The 15,424-nt window shown below is 62.0% G+C and carries 14 protein-coding genes; 11 read left to right on the top strand and 3 right to left on the bottom strand.

Going from position 1 to position 15,424, the window contains the following annotated elements; translation table 11 throughout:
- Positions 1–283 precede the first annotated feature (283 nt).
- From D3Y59_RS14510 to D3Y59_RS14500, 3 genes are all read left to right on the top strand, one after another.
- Positions 284–694, top strand: a complete 411-nt coding sequence (locus D3Y59_RS14510) for a BlaI/MecI/CopY family transcriptional regulator (protein ID WP_119446496.1) — start codon at positions 284–286, stop codon at positions 692–694.
- Entirely contained in the window at positions 672–2,000 is a 1,329-nt protein-coding gene (locus D3Y59_RS14505; RefSeq protein WP_119445694.1) for a TonB family protein, read from the top strand. Before D3Y59_RS14510 ends, D3Y59_RS14505 begins: the two co-directional genes overlap by 23 nt.
- Positions 2,001–2,147: 147 nt before the next feature.
- Entirely contained in the window at positions 2,148–3,185 is a 1,038-nt protein-coding gene (locus D3Y59_RS14500) for a hypothetical protein (protein WP_119445693.1), read from the top strand.
- 106 nt (positions 3,186–3,291) lie between these two features.
- On the opposite strand, the gene D3Y59_RS14495 is transcribed toward D3Y59_RS14500, so the two are convergent.
- From D3Y59_RS14495 to D3Y59_RS14485, 3 genes are all read right to left on the bottom strand, one after another.
- A complete protein-coding gene (locus D3Y59_RS14495) occupies positions 3,292–3,966 on the bottom strand; it encodes a carboxypeptidase-like regulatory domain-containing protein (protein WP_119445692.1) in 675 nt (224 codons plus the stop codon).
- A gap of 209 nt (positions 3,967–4,175) precedes the next feature.
- Positions 4,176–4,556 carry a hypothetical protein gene (locus D3Y59_RS14490; protein WP_119445691.1) on the bottom strand — a complete coding sequence of 127 codons (381 nt, stop codon included), beginning with the start codon at positions 4,554–4,556 and terminating at the stop codon, positions 4,176–4,178.
- 33 nt (positions 4,557–4,589) lie between these two features.
- Positions 4,590–5,012, bottom strand: a complete 423-nt coding sequence (locus D3Y59_RS14485; RefSeq protein ID WP_119445690.1) for a hypothetical protein — start codon at positions 5,010–5,012, stop codon at positions 4,590–4,592.
- A 182-nt stretch (positions 5,013–5,194) separates the two neighbouring features.
- Here D3Y59_RS14485 and D3Y59_RS14480 point away from each other — a divergent pair, with 182 nt between their 5' ends.
- The 8 genes from D3Y59_RS14480 (at position 5,195) to D3Y59_RS14445 (ending at position 15,378) form a co-directional block, all read left to right on the top strand.
- Positions 5,195–5,884 carry a DUF3575 domain-containing protein gene (locus tag D3Y59_RS14480; RefSeq protein ID WP_119445689.1) on the top strand — a complete coding sequence of 230 codons (690 nt, stop codon included), beginning with the start codon at positions 5,195–5,197 and terminating at the stop codon, positions 5,882–5,884.
- A gap of 166 nt (positions 5,885–6,050) precedes the next feature.
- Positions 6,051–6,236 carry a hypothetical protein gene (locus tag D3Y59_RS14475; RefSeq protein WP_119445688.1) on the top strand — a complete coding sequence of 62 codons (186 nt, stop codon included), beginning with the start codon at positions 6,051–6,053 and terminating at the stop codon, positions 6,234–6,236.
- Between the two features lie 130 nt (positions 6,237–6,366).
- On the top strand, positions 6,367–7,704 hold the full coding sequence (locus D3Y59_RS18385; protein ID WP_162910807.1) for an AAA family ATPase: 1,338 nt from the start codon (positions 6,367–6,369) through the stop codon (positions 7,702–7,704).
- On the top strand, positions 7,701–8,732 hold the full coding sequence (locus D3Y59_RS14465) for a 5-methylcytosine restriction system specificity protein McrC (RefSeq protein ID WP_119445687.1): 1,032 nt from the start codon (positions 7,701–7,703) through the stop codon (positions 8,730–8,732). The genes D3Y59_RS18385 and D3Y59_RS14465 overlap by 4 nt, the downstream gene beginning before the upstream one ends.
- 176 nt (positions 8,733–8,908) lie before the next feature.
- Entirely contained in the window at positions 8,909–10,555 is a 1,647-nt protein-coding gene (locus tag D3Y59_RS14460) for a TldD/PmbA family protein (protein ID WP_119445686.1), read from the top strand.
- A 211-nt stretch (positions 10,556–10,766) separates the two neighbouring features.
- On the top strand, positions 10,767–12,098 hold the full coding sequence (locus D3Y59_RS14455; RefSeq protein WP_119445685.1) for a TldD/PmbA family protein: 1,332 nt from the start codon (positions 10,767–10,769) through the stop codon (positions 12,096–12,098).
- A gap of 143 nt (positions 12,099–12,241) precedes the next feature.
- Positions 12,242–13,891, top strand: coding sequence for a TldD/PmbA family protein (locus D3Y59_RS14450; RefSeq protein WP_119445684.1), 1,650 nt, complete (start codon positions 12,242–12,244; stop codon positions 13,889–13,891).
- 161 nt (positions 13,892–14,052) lie between these two features.
- Positions 14,053–15,378, top strand: coding sequence for a TldD/PmbA family protein (locus tag D3Y59_RS14445; protein ID WP_119445683.1), 1,326 nt, complete (start codon positions 14,053–14,055; stop codon positions 15,376–15,378).
- Positions 15,379–15,424 lie beyond the last annotated feature (46 nt).

Raw genomic sequence — 15,424 nt, 5'->3', positions numbered from 1 at the left:
AACTTCTGATTGGTTTTTCCTCAACACTTCAACGGGCAAAAGATTTCGCGACGCCCCCAAAAAGAACTGCGCCAGCTTCTATCGGCCCGTATCGACGAATTCAGGTTCCGTTCAGCGGCGCTAGCGGCTTTGCCAAAAGCGGAAATAGCTGCTGCTGACGTGCATGTATGCCAAAGCCCGCACCGCGTGTACTTGGAATATAACTGCCAATTCGCAAGATCAACTACACAATTAGTTTTTAAACTAAATTATTAGTTATACGTTTAGCATATCGATGTCGCCCATGGAAAAACTACCCGAACTAACCCGCGCCGAAGAGCAGGTAATGCAAGTGCTTTGGCGCCTAGGTCCGGCCTTTGTGAAAGAAGTGCTGGCTGAAATGCCCGCCCCACAACCTGCTTACAACACGGTGTCCACCATCATCCGCATTCTGGAGCAGAAAGGCTATGTAGGCCACGAGGCCTTCGGCCGCACCCACCGCTACCACGCCTTGGTAGCGCAGGACGACTACCGCCGCCACTCGCTGCGCAAGCTGCTGGGCGGGTACTTCGGCAATTCCTTCGGCCGCTTGGTTTCATTTTTCGCCAAGGAAGAAAACCTGACCGCGCAGCAACTCGACGAGCTGCTGCGCCACGCCCAGCAAGACCTCAACCAACCGCCCCGCACCAACGATGACGATGCCAAGCCTGCTTAATTGGATGTGGCAAAGCGCCCTGTGCCTGGGTGCTTGCTGGCTGCTGTACTGGGCCTTGCTCCGGCGCGAGTCGTGCTTTGGCTACAACCGCGCCTATTTGCTGCTTACGCCTTTGCTGGCCGCCGTAGCGCCGCTGTTGCCTTGGGAGCAATGGTGGCCGGTAACCATGGCCGTGCGCCAGGTAGGCATGCCCACGGCGGTGTTGCCGATGCTGCACGTAGGGGCAACCCAAAAAGCTGCGGCCAGCACAACCAATTGGCCCTTGCTGCTTTATGTAAGCGGCGCGGCCCTAAGTTTGTTGTTGCTCGGCCTGCGCTTGGGCAAGCTATGGCTGCTTACCCGGCGCCTGCCCGCGGTGGCCCGGCTTGGCTACACGCTGCGCCTCACGGGCGGGCAGTTGCCAATAAGCTCCTTTGCCCACACCGTGTATTGGGATGACACCGCCCCGCTCTCCGAGGCCGAGGCCAAGCAGGTGCTGATGCACGAGCTGGCCCACGTGCGCCAGGGCCATAGCGCCGACCGCCTGTGGCTTGAGCTCTGGCGCGCTGCCTTGTGGTTCAACCCGCTTATGCACCTGTATTTGCGCGCCCTGGAGCTTACCCACGAGTACCTCGCCGATGCTGCAGCCCTAGGTCGGCAGCGCACCGCTACTCCCGGCAGCTACGCCGGTTTGCTTGCCCGGCAGGCTACCAACGCGTGGCGCTCGGCCCCGGTACTCGCGCACTCTTTCGCCACTTCCAACACCTTGAATCGCATTCGTATGCTGCACCACCTCCAACGCACCGCGACCTGGCGCAAATGGGCCGTACTGCCCGTAGCCGCCTCGCTGCTGCTGCTACTGGCCTGCGAGAAGATGAACTCGCTGGGTACGCCACCTCCCCCACCGCCGCCCCCGGCCGCGCCCGAGGCACCGGCTCCGCCGCCTGCGCCCCCGGCTCCGCCGATGTACAAGGGCACCGATCAGGTGCACACCAGCGTTGATAAAATGCCCGAGTACCCGGGCGGCATAGCGCACCTGATGAAGGACTTGGCTGCTTCCGTTAGGTATCCTAGCGAGGCCGCCGCGGCAAAGCTTACCGGTCAGGTATTTGTGAATTTTGTGGTAGAGCCCGATGGCCAGCTAAGCGGTGCCGAAGTATTAAAAGGCATCGAAGCGGCCGACGCAGCCCAGCAGCCCCTAGCCGATGCCATGAACCAGGCTGCGTTGCGGGCAGTAGAAGCGCTGCCCGGCCGCTGGACGCCCGGCGAGCAAAACGGCCGGCCCGTTCGGGTTGCCTACACCGTTCCCATTTCGTTTGCACTATAACCCAGCCGGGCTGAACCGGCCGGCCCTGCTTGTGGGGCCGGCCGGTTTTTTATCACCGATTTACCCCGGCCAAAGCGCTTTCGGCGGAAGGGTTCCTGAAAAAGGCCCTAACTTTGAGACAGTCTTCTGCCCATCAACCGCTTGCTAGTGACTGATTTCGCTTACGCTTCCCGCTTAAAGGCTGTCGTGCTTCCGGCACTGGGCCTGTTTCTTACCGCTCTGCTGCCCAGCTGCGGCACCCGCACCGACGCCGAGGGCAACGCCACTGCGGAGGCCGCCGAGGCCGCTGCCGCCAAACCGGCCGTTGTCGATACGGTGGCCCTGAAGCGCGAGGCCATGCGCCGCGATTCGCTCAAGGCCGATTCCATTGTGAAAGCCAGCGGACAGCTGCCGGGCTCTATTTTGCCGGGCAAGCGCATCATCGCGTTCTACGGCAACATTCGCTCCAAGGGCATGGGCATTTTGGGCCGCGAACCCAAAGAGCAAATGCTGGCCAAGTTCCGGAAGGTGCAGAAGGAGTGGCAAGCAGCCGACCCCTCGATACCTGTTCAGCCGGCTTTGCACAACGTAACCATCACGGCCCAAGGCAGCCCCGGCAAGGACGGCAAGTACCGCCTGATGAACTCCAAAGCCACTATTGAGGAGGTTATTAAGTGGGCCCGCGAAAACAACTGCATCCTGTTTCTGGACGTGCAGGTGGGCTGGAGCGACCTGGAATCGGAGCTACCCAAGCTGGAGCAGTACCTGAAGTCGCCGGACATTCACCTGGGCATCGACCCGGAGTTTGCCCTGAAAACCAAGAAGGTGAAGCCCAACCGCAAAATCGGCACCTACGACGCCAAGGATGTGAACTACGCCATCAACTTCCTGGCGCGCATCGTGGCCGAAAACAAGCTACCCCCGAAGGTGCTTATCGTGCACCGCTTTACGCAGGGCATGATTACGAACTACAAGAACATCAAGCTCGATCCGCGCGTGCAGGTGGTAATGCACATGGACGGCTGGGGCAACCCCATCCTGAAAAAGGACTCGTACCGCGACTACATCGTGAAGGAGCCCGTGCAGTACACCGGCTTCAAGCTGTTCTACGAGTACGACCCGCGCCCGGCGCCGCACCACATGATGACGCCCAAGGAAGTACTGGCCGAGCTGGACCCCAAGCCGCTGTACATTCAGTACCAGTAAGCGCTTAGGCCCCAGGCCAACAAAAAACCCGCAGCACCTAGGGCGCTGCGGGTTTTTTGTTGCACTAGTTACGCGCTGTACGGTAGCCAGCAACGGGTGTGCGGGCTTAGAAAATCCACCAGCGGCGGGCTTTGCGCACGGAAGCTTCTTCGCGCGGGAGCAGCGTTACGGTGCGGGTGTAGCGGGCGTCGAGGGGCAGTTCTTCTTCGGTGTAGCCGGCGTAGCCGAACTGCAACCGGGCCGCCTCGCCGGCGGGCAGGCGCAGGGCGTAGTTGCCCTGGGCATCGGTGCCGACACCTAGGCCAGTGGTTTTATCGAGCACAGTGGCGCCCACCAGCGGCTGGCCGTTTTCGTTTAGTACGCGGCCGCGCACCGTTACAAAGCGCGCCGCGCTGGCGGCCTCGGCGGCGGGGGCTACCAACTCGGCAGGCGCGCTTTCGGGCAGGTTGCGGTTCGGCAGGTTGGCATTGGCCATTACGGCTCCGCCGGCCAGGACCGCCCCGGCTACCAGCACGGCGGCGCGGCGGCGCAGGCGCTCGGGCTCGGTACGCATGAGCTCGAGCTGGCGCCCCACCCAACCCAAGGGCCGCACGGCTTCGCCCTGCTGGCGCAAGTCGTAGAAGCGGCCCAAGGTTTCGTCGGCCAGCGCGCGGTTGGCTTTCAGGTAGGCATCAACGGCGGCGGTGTGCTGCCGCGACAAATCGCCGCGCAGGTACGCGTCGCGGTACACGGGCAGCAGTTCGCCGGTTTGCGGATGGAAGGGGGAAGCTGTCAGTTTCATAAGCAATGCGGTAAAAGTGGTGGATGAATAAACCCCGGCGGGGCACCTGGGCGCCCCGCCCGGAAAAACGCAGACAAACAACCGCCTTATTGCGAAGCGAAGGAGCAGCTAACAGCTGAGGGAAAAGGCAATAGGGCAGCCGGCCCAAAGCGCAACAGCGCGCTTGAGCACCTAGGGCGGGGCCGCAGCCCCGGGCAACTACGGGTGGGTTATTTCAGCAGCTCGCTTTGCTGGCGCAGCACGTCGCGGGCAATGGCCAGGTTGGTATCGCGCGCGTTTACGGCCAGGTAAATAAACTTCTTGCCGCCGTCGACGAGGTTGATGAGGTGCAGCTGATTGGTCAGCGAAATCAGAATGTCGTCGATGGTTTCGCCTTGCAGTTTCAAAGCCGCCATGGCTTTTTGCTTTTGCTTTACTACCTCGGTGTTGTAGGCCGCGGCCGTTTCGGGGTTGAGCGAAGGCGAGTTGCTGTGCGAGGCCAACGTCATGCCCGATTGGGTATCGACAACGGCAACGGCTATCAGCTGGGGCAAATCGTTGATAATGTTTTCGACGGCCTTGCCGGCCGGGTTAGTAGAGGAGTACGCCATACGTTGGTGAAGAAAGAGTTGAGGAAAAACAGATTAGGCAGTCACGTCGTGCAGTACGCTGCGGGCCACAGCCAGATTGGTGTCGTGGGCACTTACGGCGAGGTATAGCAGGCGCTGTCCGCCGGGCAGCAGGCGCAACAGGTGCAGCTGCTCGCGGGTGCTGATGAGGATGTCGGCAATTTGTTCGCCCTCGAGGCGCAGGGCCGCTACGGCTTGCTGCTTTTGCCGCACAATGGCCGCGTGGTGTTGGGCGGCGCGCCCTAGGGTGAGGCCCCGTTGCTGCGAGTGGCTAGCCAGCAGTCGGCCGGTTTGCAGCTCGATTACGGCCGCGGCCAACAACTCGGGCAATGCCTCGCACAAGCGCTGCACCACGGCCGCGGCGGCGGCATCGGGGGGCGCTGCGGCGGCTCCCAGCGGAGCCAAACGAACGATGCGGTCGAGTAACGGCAGTTTCATACTTGAGGGCGAAAGCAGATCGTATACTAAACTGCCGCCGCCTATGTTTAACCTTTATACCTAAAAAGTTAAACATTACAGTATTTTATCGATTAAGTGCCAGCTCAACTGTCTTATCGAAAGAAAAAGCGCCCTAACCCGGCAAAAACATCTATTTTTACCTATATAAAATACTTGTCTTTATGCCCTCGTTTTTGTTGGCCGCTGCTTTAGGAGGCGGTTTGCTAGGCGGTTCTGGCCCTGTTGCGCCAGCTTCGTCGCCGGCTTCGGCCCCGCGCAACATCATCAAAATTGCCCCGCTCGGTTGGATCCACGGCCAGGAGCCGTTTTCGGTTGAAACTCGCCTCGGATACGAACGGGTAGTAAGCCAACACGGCAGCCTGATGGGCAGCTACTCTTACCTGGGCACCAATTACCCGTTTACGTTTATCGGCGAAGCAGCCCTGAGCGCAACCATCATGACAGCATTTGCGGCCGCCGGGCACGCGCGCGTCGTCTGGACGGATGTGAAAACGCGCACTACGGGCCACCGCTACCAGTTGCAGTACAAGCACTACCTAGGCCAGCGGCGGCAGGCGCCGGAAGGCTTTTACGTGTCGCCGCACTTTTCCTACACCAGAGCCCACTACACCTTTGAGGCGCCCGATTTCGCTTACAAAGTGGGCAGCCGCACCGTCAACCGCAACTTCAACGCGCTGTTTGGTTACCAAGCCGTGCTGGGCCGCCACTTGGCGGTAGAGCTGTTCACCGGCCTCGGCTACCGCCACAAAACCGAGAAAACCTACGACCAGAACGACAACTACACCGGCACGCGCGAGCGGGAAACGCCGCTGAAGATATCGTCGGGCCTGAACGTGGGCTGGGCGTTTTAGCCCTAGGTAGCGGGTGCCGTTGGTGGCCGCAGGAGAGCAGGCAACTACGGAGGGGCGTCGGCCACGCAAGCTCATCTATACTGATGATCAATTTGTTGCGCAGCTAACCACCCGCCGCTGCGGTGCGTACACCTAGGTATGGTTTCACCCAAAACCACCCACAACCATGACTAAGAACCGAACCAACGTGCCCGCCACGCCCTCGCACGACGACCCCGCCCGCAAGAAGCAGGAAGATCAGCGGCCCGATACCATGAAAACCAGCAACCGGCACCCCACGCCCGACAAAGCCCACGACCCCGAGCGCAACGCCGACCCGGGCCTGAAAAGCAACCAGCGCAACAAGCGCTAGGCCCGCCGGCCTCCTACGCATCGCGCCCCGCACCTGGCCCTAGGCTGGTGCGGGGCGCGGCATTTGCGGGCACTTAGGTTGCCGAACTACTACCGCCCAGTTGGCGTTTTGCCTGTACCTTCCCGTTTGCATGGCCGCTACTCCTACTGCCCCTTCCGACCTGTCGTTGCTTACCCGCGAGCATGTGCTGCGTGCCCTGCAGCAGATCGACCGCGAAGGCACGGAACTGACGCCCAGTACCGTGTACGACTTGGTGTTTCGGGGCCGGCGCTACCCGCCGCGCCCGGTGGCGCAACTGGCCTACCGCCTAGCCACAGGCCAAACCGATGCCGAGTGGCCGCTGCCCGCCGGGGCGCCCACCAACCAAGTGCTCGAAGGCCTGAGCTTTACCGTAACCACGAAGCGCCCAACGCTGGCTAATTCGCCGCTCGATGGCGACGTGGCCGCGCAGGATGCCTTGCAGCAGCTTTATACCGGCCTGGCCGCCGACGAAGTGCCGCTGCCCACCCACAAAAAAGCCACAGCACCGGCAACCCTGCCCGCCTCCAGTCCGCAAGCCCAGGAACCGCCCACGGCTTACGGCGCCGCTCCGGCCGAGCCCTACGACCGCGACATGGCTTTGCGGGAGCTTTTTGTTTCGGCTGAAAAGCTTGACGATGCGCTGGCGGGCCTAGGTCGGAAAAAGAACCTGATTTTGCAGGGGCCGCCCGGCACGGGCAAAACCTTTCTGGCCCGCCGCCTGGCGTGGCTGCTACTGGGCGCCACCGACGAGGCGCGTATCGAGTTGGTGCAGTTCCACCCGAGCTACAGCTACGAGGACTTTGTGCAGGGCTTTCGGCCCGATGGGCAGGGTGGCTTCCGGCTGGCCGATGGCGTGCTGCCCGATGTGTGCCGCCGTGCCGCGCAGGAGCCGCACCGCCCCTTTGTGCTGCTCATCGACGAAATCAACCGCGGGCATTTGAACCGCATTTTCGGCGAGCTGCTGGTGCTGCTCGAGGCCGATAAGCGCGGGCCGCGGCATGCCGTGCGCCTGCCCTACTCGCCGGCCGACGCCCCTAGGTTTTTCGTGCCCGACAACCTGTACGTAATCGGCACCATGAACACGGCCGACCGCTCGTTGGCACCGCTCGATTACGCCTTGCGCCGCCGCTTTGCCTTCGTGCCAATGCAGCCCGAGTTTGGCGAGCCGTTGCGCCAATTGTTGAAGGCACGCGGCGTACCCACCACCGTAACGGAGCGCCTGTTGGCCCGCCTCAACGAGCTCAACCAAACCATAGCCGACGACCCCGAACTGGGCACCGACTTCCAGCTCGGCCACAGCTACTTTTGCCAACCGCCCACCGATGCTGCCGCTGCTGCCGGTTGGCTCGCGCTGGTGCTGGAGCAGGAAATAGCGCCTCTGCTCGATGATTATTGGTTTGATCAGCCGGCGCAGGCCGCCGCGCACAAGCAGCGCCTACTGCAGTGATACCCATCCAGAACCTGTACTACCTGCTCTGCTACGCCTGGAACCGCTTGCCCAGCCAAGGCGAGTGGCAGCACCTCGAGGCCAGCACTTTTCATAGGCCGCTGGAGCTGCTTACGCACATGCTGCTGGCCGGCACGCGGCGGCTGTTGCAGCAGGGCTTGCCCCTAGGTTATGCCGAGCACGAGGAAGAACTAACCGAGCTGCGCGGCCGCGTGCTGCTGGCCCCTACCCTGTCGCGCGACTTGCTGCGGCAGGGCCGGGCCGTTTGCGCTTACGACGACCTAGGACCCAACACGCCCTTCAACCGCTTGCTGGCCGGCACCTTGGAGGTGCTGGGACGCACGCGCCACTTGTCGGCTGCGCTGCGCCAAGAGGTGCGGCGCCTGCGGGCCCGCTTTCCGGAGGAGTTGGTAGCCGCACCTTTTACCCGCCACGAGCTGCGCGCGGTACGCCGCCTGCGCCTGCCCGGGCAAGAGGGCTTTTTGCTCAACATCTGCGACCTGATTTACCGCACCGCCCTACCCGATACCGACACCGAAGGCCGCACGCGCTTCCACGATTTCCGCCGCGACGAAACGCTGATGGCCGGCATCTTCGAGCGGTTTGTGCGCAACTTTTACCGGCTCGAGCAGCGGCGCTACCGCGTGCTGTCCGAAACCATAAGCTGGCAAGCCGAAGCCGAGCGCCCCGAGGACCTCGGGCTGCTGCCCAGCATGATTACCGACACCTCGCTGGAATCAGCCGAGCGCAAAATCATTCTGGATACCAAGTACTACGCCGCGGCCCTTAAGCCGCACTACGACCGGCAGCGTCTGATTGCGCCGCACCTCTACCAGCTCTTTGCCTACCTACAAAACCAGGCACCTAGGGCCGGGCAGCAGCTCGAGGGCGTGCTGCTATACCCCGCCGCCGCACACGAGGCCTACCTGCGCTATACCCTAGGCGGGTTTCCGATGCGCGTTGTTACCATCGATCTGAACCAGCCGTGGCCCGGCATCGCAGCCGACTTGCTCGGCCTGGTAGCTTAGCCTTTAATAATACATTTAGCCAACAGCCCCTCTGCCGCCGCGGAGGGGCTGTTGCGTTTTCTGCGAGTTGTGGCCAAACATTATGCAGCCTTGGCAAAGTCATTTCGTCCTTCTTTTTGCAACTCCGGGCTTTTCCCACTAAACTTCCCTCACCGTATTCACTAACCAGTACCCACTTGAAACGACGTGATTTTGTCGGGCTCACCGGCCTAGGGGTCGGCGCCCTGTTCTTGCCGAGCTTTCCGGGCTTCGGCGGCACGCCCGTTGATGCGGCGCGCCTGCTCGAGCCCTTCGATGCGGCAATGAACAAACGCCTGGCTGATGCGGCCCTGAACGCGGCCAAATCGGCCGGCGCTTCGTACGCCGACGTGCGCATCGGGCGCTACCTCAACCAAAGCGTTTTCACCCGCGAAAAGCAGGTGCAAAACATCGCCAACGGCGAAAGCCTAGGTGCCGGCGTGCGGGTACTGGCCAACGGTACGTGGGGGTTTGCGGCCACCAACCAGCTTAACGAGCAAGGCCTGGCCAAGGCCGCGCAGCTGGCCGTGCAAATTGCCAAAGCCAACGCCAAGGTGCAGAAGGAGCCCGTAAAGTTGGCCCCGCAAAAGGGCTACGGCGAGGTAAATTGGAAGACGCCGATTCAGCAGAACGCCTTTGAGGTGCCCGTGGCGCAAAAGGTGGAGCTGCTGCTGGCTGCCAACGCCAAGGCCCTCGACAACGGCGCCAACTTTGTGAACTCGGCCTTGTTCCAAGTGAACGAGCAGAAGTACTTCGCCTCCACCGACGGCTCGTACATCAACCAGGATATTCACCGCATCTGGCCGAACTTCAGCGTAACGGCCGTCGACCGCGGCACGGGCAAGTTTAAAACCCGCGAAGCCCTGAGCGCGCCCATGGGCCTGGGCTACGAGTACATGGTGCCGAAAGCGCAGGACAAGATTGCTGGCCCCGCCGACACCGGCCTGATTGGCTACAAGAACTCGTACGACATTCTGGAAGACGCGGCTTTGGCCGCCAAGCAGGCCAAGGGCAAGCTCACGGCCCCATCGGTAACGCCCGGCAAGTACGACCTTGTGCTCGACCCCAACCACCTAGGTCTCACCATTCACGAATCGGTAGGCCACCCCCTGGAGCTCGACCGCGTGCTGGGCTACGAAGCCAACTACGCCGGCACCTCCTTCGCCACGCTCGATTGGCGCAAGCAAGGCAAGCCCTACGGCTCGAAGCTGGTCAACATCGTGGCCGATAAACTGCAGCCTGGCTCGCTGGGCGCTGTGGGCTTCGACGACGAGGGCGTGAAAACCAAGGAGTGGGACCTGATCAAGGACGGCAAGCTGGTGGACTACCAGAAAATCCGCGACCAGGCGCACATCGTGGGCCAAAACGAATCGGACGGCTGCTGCTACGCCGACTCGTGGGACTCGGTGCAGTTCCAGCGCATGCCCAACGTGAGCCTGCGCCCCGGCGCCCAGAAAATGAGCGTCGACGACATGGTGAAGAACGTGGACAAGGGCATTTACATCGCCGGCCGCGGTTCGTACTCCATCGACCAGCAGCGCTACAACTTCCAGTTCGGCGGCACGGTGTACTACGCCATCGAAAAAGGCAAAATCACCGGGCAGATCGAAGACGTGGCTTACCAGGCCAACACGCTGGAGTTCTGGAACTCCTGCGCCGCTATCTGCGACCAATCGGACTACCGCTTGTTTGGCTCGTTCTTCGATGGCAAAGGTCAGCCTTCGCAGGTATCGGCCGTGAGCCACGGCTCGGCCACCACGCGCTTCAACGGCGTCAACGTCATCAACACGGCCCGCAAGGTGTAAGCCCCAAACTCCCCTCCTCAGATGAGGAGGGGACGCCGCGGCGCAGCTGCGGCTGGGGTGGTTGAACGTCGTTGCTGACGTTGTTTGCCTAGGTAGTTACTATCCGACGCCCGCCAACCACCCCAGCGTCCACTGCGTGGCCGCATCCCCTCCTCAGCTGAGGAGGGGAGCTTTCTTCCTCCTCTCTCCTCCTCAAGATCTTTCCTTTACAATGGCCATTCTTTCCCGTGACGAAGCCCAGAGCATCCTGAAAAAGGTGCTGAGCTTCACCACCGCCGACGAGTGCGAAGCCACGCTCAACGGCACCAACGGCGGCAACATCCGGACCGCCCGCAACACGGTGAGCACCGCCGGTGCCGTCGACAATATTTCGCTGGCCGTAGAGGCCCGTTTTGGCAAACGCTCGGGCGTGGCTACCTGCAACCAGTTCGACGACGCTACCCTGCGCCGCTGCGTGCAGCGCGCCGAAGAGGTTGCCCGCCTGGCCCCCGAAAGCCCCGAATACGTGCCCATGCTGGGTGCGCAGCAGTACCTCACGGCTCCATCGTTTGCCCAAAGCACGGCCGGCATCACGCCCGATTACCGCGCCTCGCAAGCCTTGGCCGGCATTAAGCTGTGCGACCAGAAGAAGCTCAGCTCGGCTAGCTTCCTGGAAGACGAATCGGGCTTTATTGCCAAGCGCAACAACAAAGGCCTAGAGGCTTACCAACAGTTCACCAACCTCGACTTTTCGGTAACGGTGCGCACGCCCGACGGCCTCGGCTCGGGCTACGCCGCCGGCGACTTCACCGACATCAGCAAGTTTGATGCGGGCCGCATGACGCAGATTGCGGCCGACAAAGCCGCTGCTTCGGTAGGCGCCAAGGCCATTGAGCCGGGCAAGTACACCGTCATTCTGGAGCCCGCCGCTTTGGTATCGAACACCGATGCCTCGCTGTTGGGTGCGCTGATGAATGCTTTCGACGCCCGCTCGGCCGACGAAGGCCGCTCGTTCCTGAGCAAAAAAGGGGGCGGCAACAAGAAAGGCGAAAAGCTTTTCGACGAGCGCGTTACCATCTACTCCGACCCCACTTCGGCCGACATTCCGGGCCTGGTGTTTGCCGGCGACGGCCGCCCGCGCCAGAAGACTACCTGGATTGAGAAGGGCGTGGTGAAGAACCTGTACTCGTCGCGCTTTTGGGCTCAAAAAGCTGGTATTCCGGACATTCCCGGCCCCAGCGGCTTCATCATGGCCGGCGGCACCGCTTCTACCGCCGACCTCATCAAGAGCACCCAAAAGGGCATCTTGGTAACGCGCCTGTGGTACATCCGCCCCGTTGATCCGCAAACGCTGCTGTACACGGGCCTGACGCGCGACGGTACGTTCTACATCGAGAACGGCAAAATCAAGCACCCGGTGAAGAACTTCCGCTTCAACGAGTCGCCCATTATCATGCTCAACAACCTGGAGGCCATTGGCCGCCCGGTGCGCTTGGGTGGCAACTTCGTGCCCCCACTCAAGATCCGCGACTTCACCTTTACCTCGCTGTCGGACGCTGTTTAAGCCAACAGCGCTGCCGCATGCTGCGGACCCCGTTCGGCCCGGCCGGGCGGGGTCTTTTTGCACTGAGCACTAGGTGCCTACTTGGCACCCATGCGCCAGCCAGCTACTTCTCCCCCTCCTCTCACCGCCTTACCCTTAATACCTTGAAACGTCGCGACTTTGTAGGCCTTACCAGCCTGGCTGCCGGTGCCCTGTTCCTGCCTTCGTTCCCGAGCCTGGCCGGCGAGCCGGTAGAGCTGGCCCGCCTGCTCGATCCGGTGATGGACGCCGCTATTAATAAACGCCTGGCCGACGCGGCCCTGAACGCGGCCAAATCGGCCGGTGCTTCGTACGCCGATGTGCGCATTGGGCGCTACCTGAATCAGGCGCTGTTTACCCGCGAAAAGCAGGTGCAGAACATTGCCAACACCGAGAGCTACGGCGCCGGGGTGCGCGTAATTGCCAACGGCACCTGGGGCTTTGCGGCTACCAACAACGTATCGGAAGCTGGCCTGGCCAAGGCCGCGCAGCTAGCGGTGCAAATTGCCAAGGCCAACGCCAAAGCCCAGAAGGAGCCCGTGAAGCTGGCCCCGCAAAAAGGCTACGGCGAGGTGTCGTGGAAAGCGCCGATTCAGCAGAACGCCTTTGAGGTGCCGATTGCCCAGAAGGTTGACTTGCTGCTAGCTGCCAACGCCAAGGCCATGGAGAACGGCGCTTCGTTCGTGAACTCGGCCTTGTTTCAGGTGAACGAGCAGAAGTATTTTGCCTCCACCGACGGCTCGTACATCGACCAGGACATCCACCGCATTTGGCCCACGTTCGGCATTACCGTGGTCGACCGCAGCACCGGCAAGTTCCGGACGCGGCAGGCCCTGAGCGCCTCCATGGGCCTGGGATACGAGTACCTTACCCCCAAAGCCCAGGACAAGATTGCCGGCCCGGCCGGCTCCGATGTTATCGGCTACAAGAACTCGTACGACATCCTCGAGGACGCTGCCCTGGCCGCCAAGCAAACCAAGCAAAAGCTCACGGCCAAATCGGTAACGCCGGGCAAGTACGACCTTGTGCTCGATCCGCATCACCTCGGGCTTACCATTCACGAATCGGTGGGCCACCCGCTGGAGCTCGACCGCGTGCTCGGCTACGAAGCCAACTTTGCCGGCACCTCGTTCGCTACTTTGGACTGGAAAAAACAAGGCAAGCCCTACGGTTCGAAGCTCGTCAACATTGTGGCCGACAAGCGCCAGCCCGGCTCCCTAGGTGCCGTGGGCTACGACGACGAAGGGGTGCAAACCAAGGAGTGGGACCTGATCAAGGACGGCAAGCTAGTGGACTACCAGAAAATCCGCGACCAGGCGCACATCGTGGGGCAGAACGAATCGGACGGCTGCTGCTACGCGCAATCGTGGCAGGATGTGCAGTTCCAGCGCATGCCCAACGTGAGCCTGCGCCCCGGCGCGCAAAAGCTGAGCGTGGACGACATGGTGAAGAACGTGGAGAAAGGTATCTACATCGCCGGCAACGGCTCCTTCTCCATCGACCAGCAGCGCTACAACTTCCAGTTCGGCGGGCAGGTATTCTACGCCATCGAGAACGGCAAAATCACAGGCATGCTGGAGGACGTGGCCTACCAGGCCAACACGCTGGAGTTCTGGAACTCCTGCGCCGCTACCTGCGACCAGTCGGACTACCGCCTCGTGGGCTTCTTCAACGACGGCAAAGGCCAGCCTTCGCAGAGCTCGGCCGTGAGCCACGGCTCGGCCACCACGCGCTTCAACGGCGTCAACGTCATCAACACGGCCCGCAAAATCTAGGCATGTAGCGCTGAGTGGCACTCGGCGCGGCCGTCCACGGCGGCCATCCGGAACTGCGCGGCTTTAACCCGAGCGGCACAGTTCCGGATTGGCGCCTGCGGCGCCAGCGCCGAGTGCCACTCAGCGCTACACGTTCTTCTCTCCTCTCTCAACAGCAACCAATGCCTATCCTATCAAAAGATGATGCTCAGACCATTCTGAAGAAGGTCATGAGCTTCACGAAAGCCGACGAGTGCGAGGCGAACCTGAACGGCCGCACCTCCGGCAACGTGCGCTACGCCCGCAACACCGTAACCACGGCCGGCGCGGCCGATAACGTGTCGTTGGTGGTGCAGTGCTGGTTTGGGCGCCGCTCGGGCGTGGCCACCTGCAACCAGTTCGACGACGAAACGCTGCGCCGCTGCGTGCAGCGCGCCGAGGAAATTGCCCGCCTTGCGCCCGAAGACCCCGACTACATGCCGCGCCTCAGTCCGCAGCAGTACCTCACGGCCAACTCGTTTGCCCAAAGCACGGCCGGCATCACGCCCGATTTTCGGGCCCAGGCCGCCGGCGACAGCATAGCCCTGTGCGAAGCGCGCAAGCTCACGGCCGCTGGCTACCTGGAGGACGGCGCAAGCTTTGCGGCCATCCGCAACAGCAAGGGCCTGGAGGCCTACCAGCAGTTCACCAACCTCGACTTTTCGGTGACGGTGCGCACGCCCGACGGCCTCGGCTCGGGCTACGCCGTGGCCGACTTTACCGATGCCGCCAAGTTCGATGCCAAAGCCATGACCAAGGTAGCCGCCGACAAGGCCTCGGCTTCCGTCAGCGCCAAGGCCATTGAGCCGGGCAAGTACACCGTAATTCTGGAGCCCGCCGCCTTGGTATCCGACGAAGGCCTGATTAACCGCTTGGTGTGGGCCTTCGACGCGCGCGAGGCCGACGAGGGCCGCTCGTTCCTGAGCAAAAAAGGCGGCGGCACGCGCAAAGGCGAAAAGCTGTTCGACCCGCGCGTAAGCATCAGCGTCGACCCTACCAACCTGCTGGCACCCAGCGGCGTGTTCGACAACGAAGGCCTGCCGGTGAAAAAGCTGCCCATCATCGAGAAGGGCGTGGTGAAGAACTTGTACTACTCGCGCTTTTGGGCCGAGAAAAACAAGGTGGCGCCCACGGGCTTTACCGGCAACTTTGTGATGGAAGGCGGAACCGCCTCCACGGCCGACCTCATCAAGAGCACCCAGAAAGGCATCCTGGTAACGCGCCTGTGGTACATCCGCGACGTTGATCCGCAGACACTGCTGGTAACGGGCCTGACACGCGACGGTACCTTCTACATCGAGAACGGCAAAATCAAGCACCCGGTGAAGAACATGCGCTTCAACGAGTCGCCGGTGATTATGCTGAACAACATTGAGGCCGTGGGCCGGGCGCAGCGCCTAGGCGGCAACCTGGTGCCGCCCCTGAAGATCCGCGACTTCACCTTCACCTCGCTTTCCGACGCGGTGTAACCCTTGCCCGGAACCGCTTAACTTACAAGCCGCCTCGTGGTTGAGG

The sequence above is a fragment of the Hymenobacter oligotrophus genome, from assembly GCF_003574965.1.
Lineage (GTDB): Bacteria > Bacteroidota > Bacteroidia > Cytophagales > Hymenobacteraceae > Solirubrum > Solirubrum oligotrophum.
The sequence above is the reverse complement of the archived record's forward strand: the minus strand, read 5'-3'. Positions and strand labels throughout refer to the sequence as shown.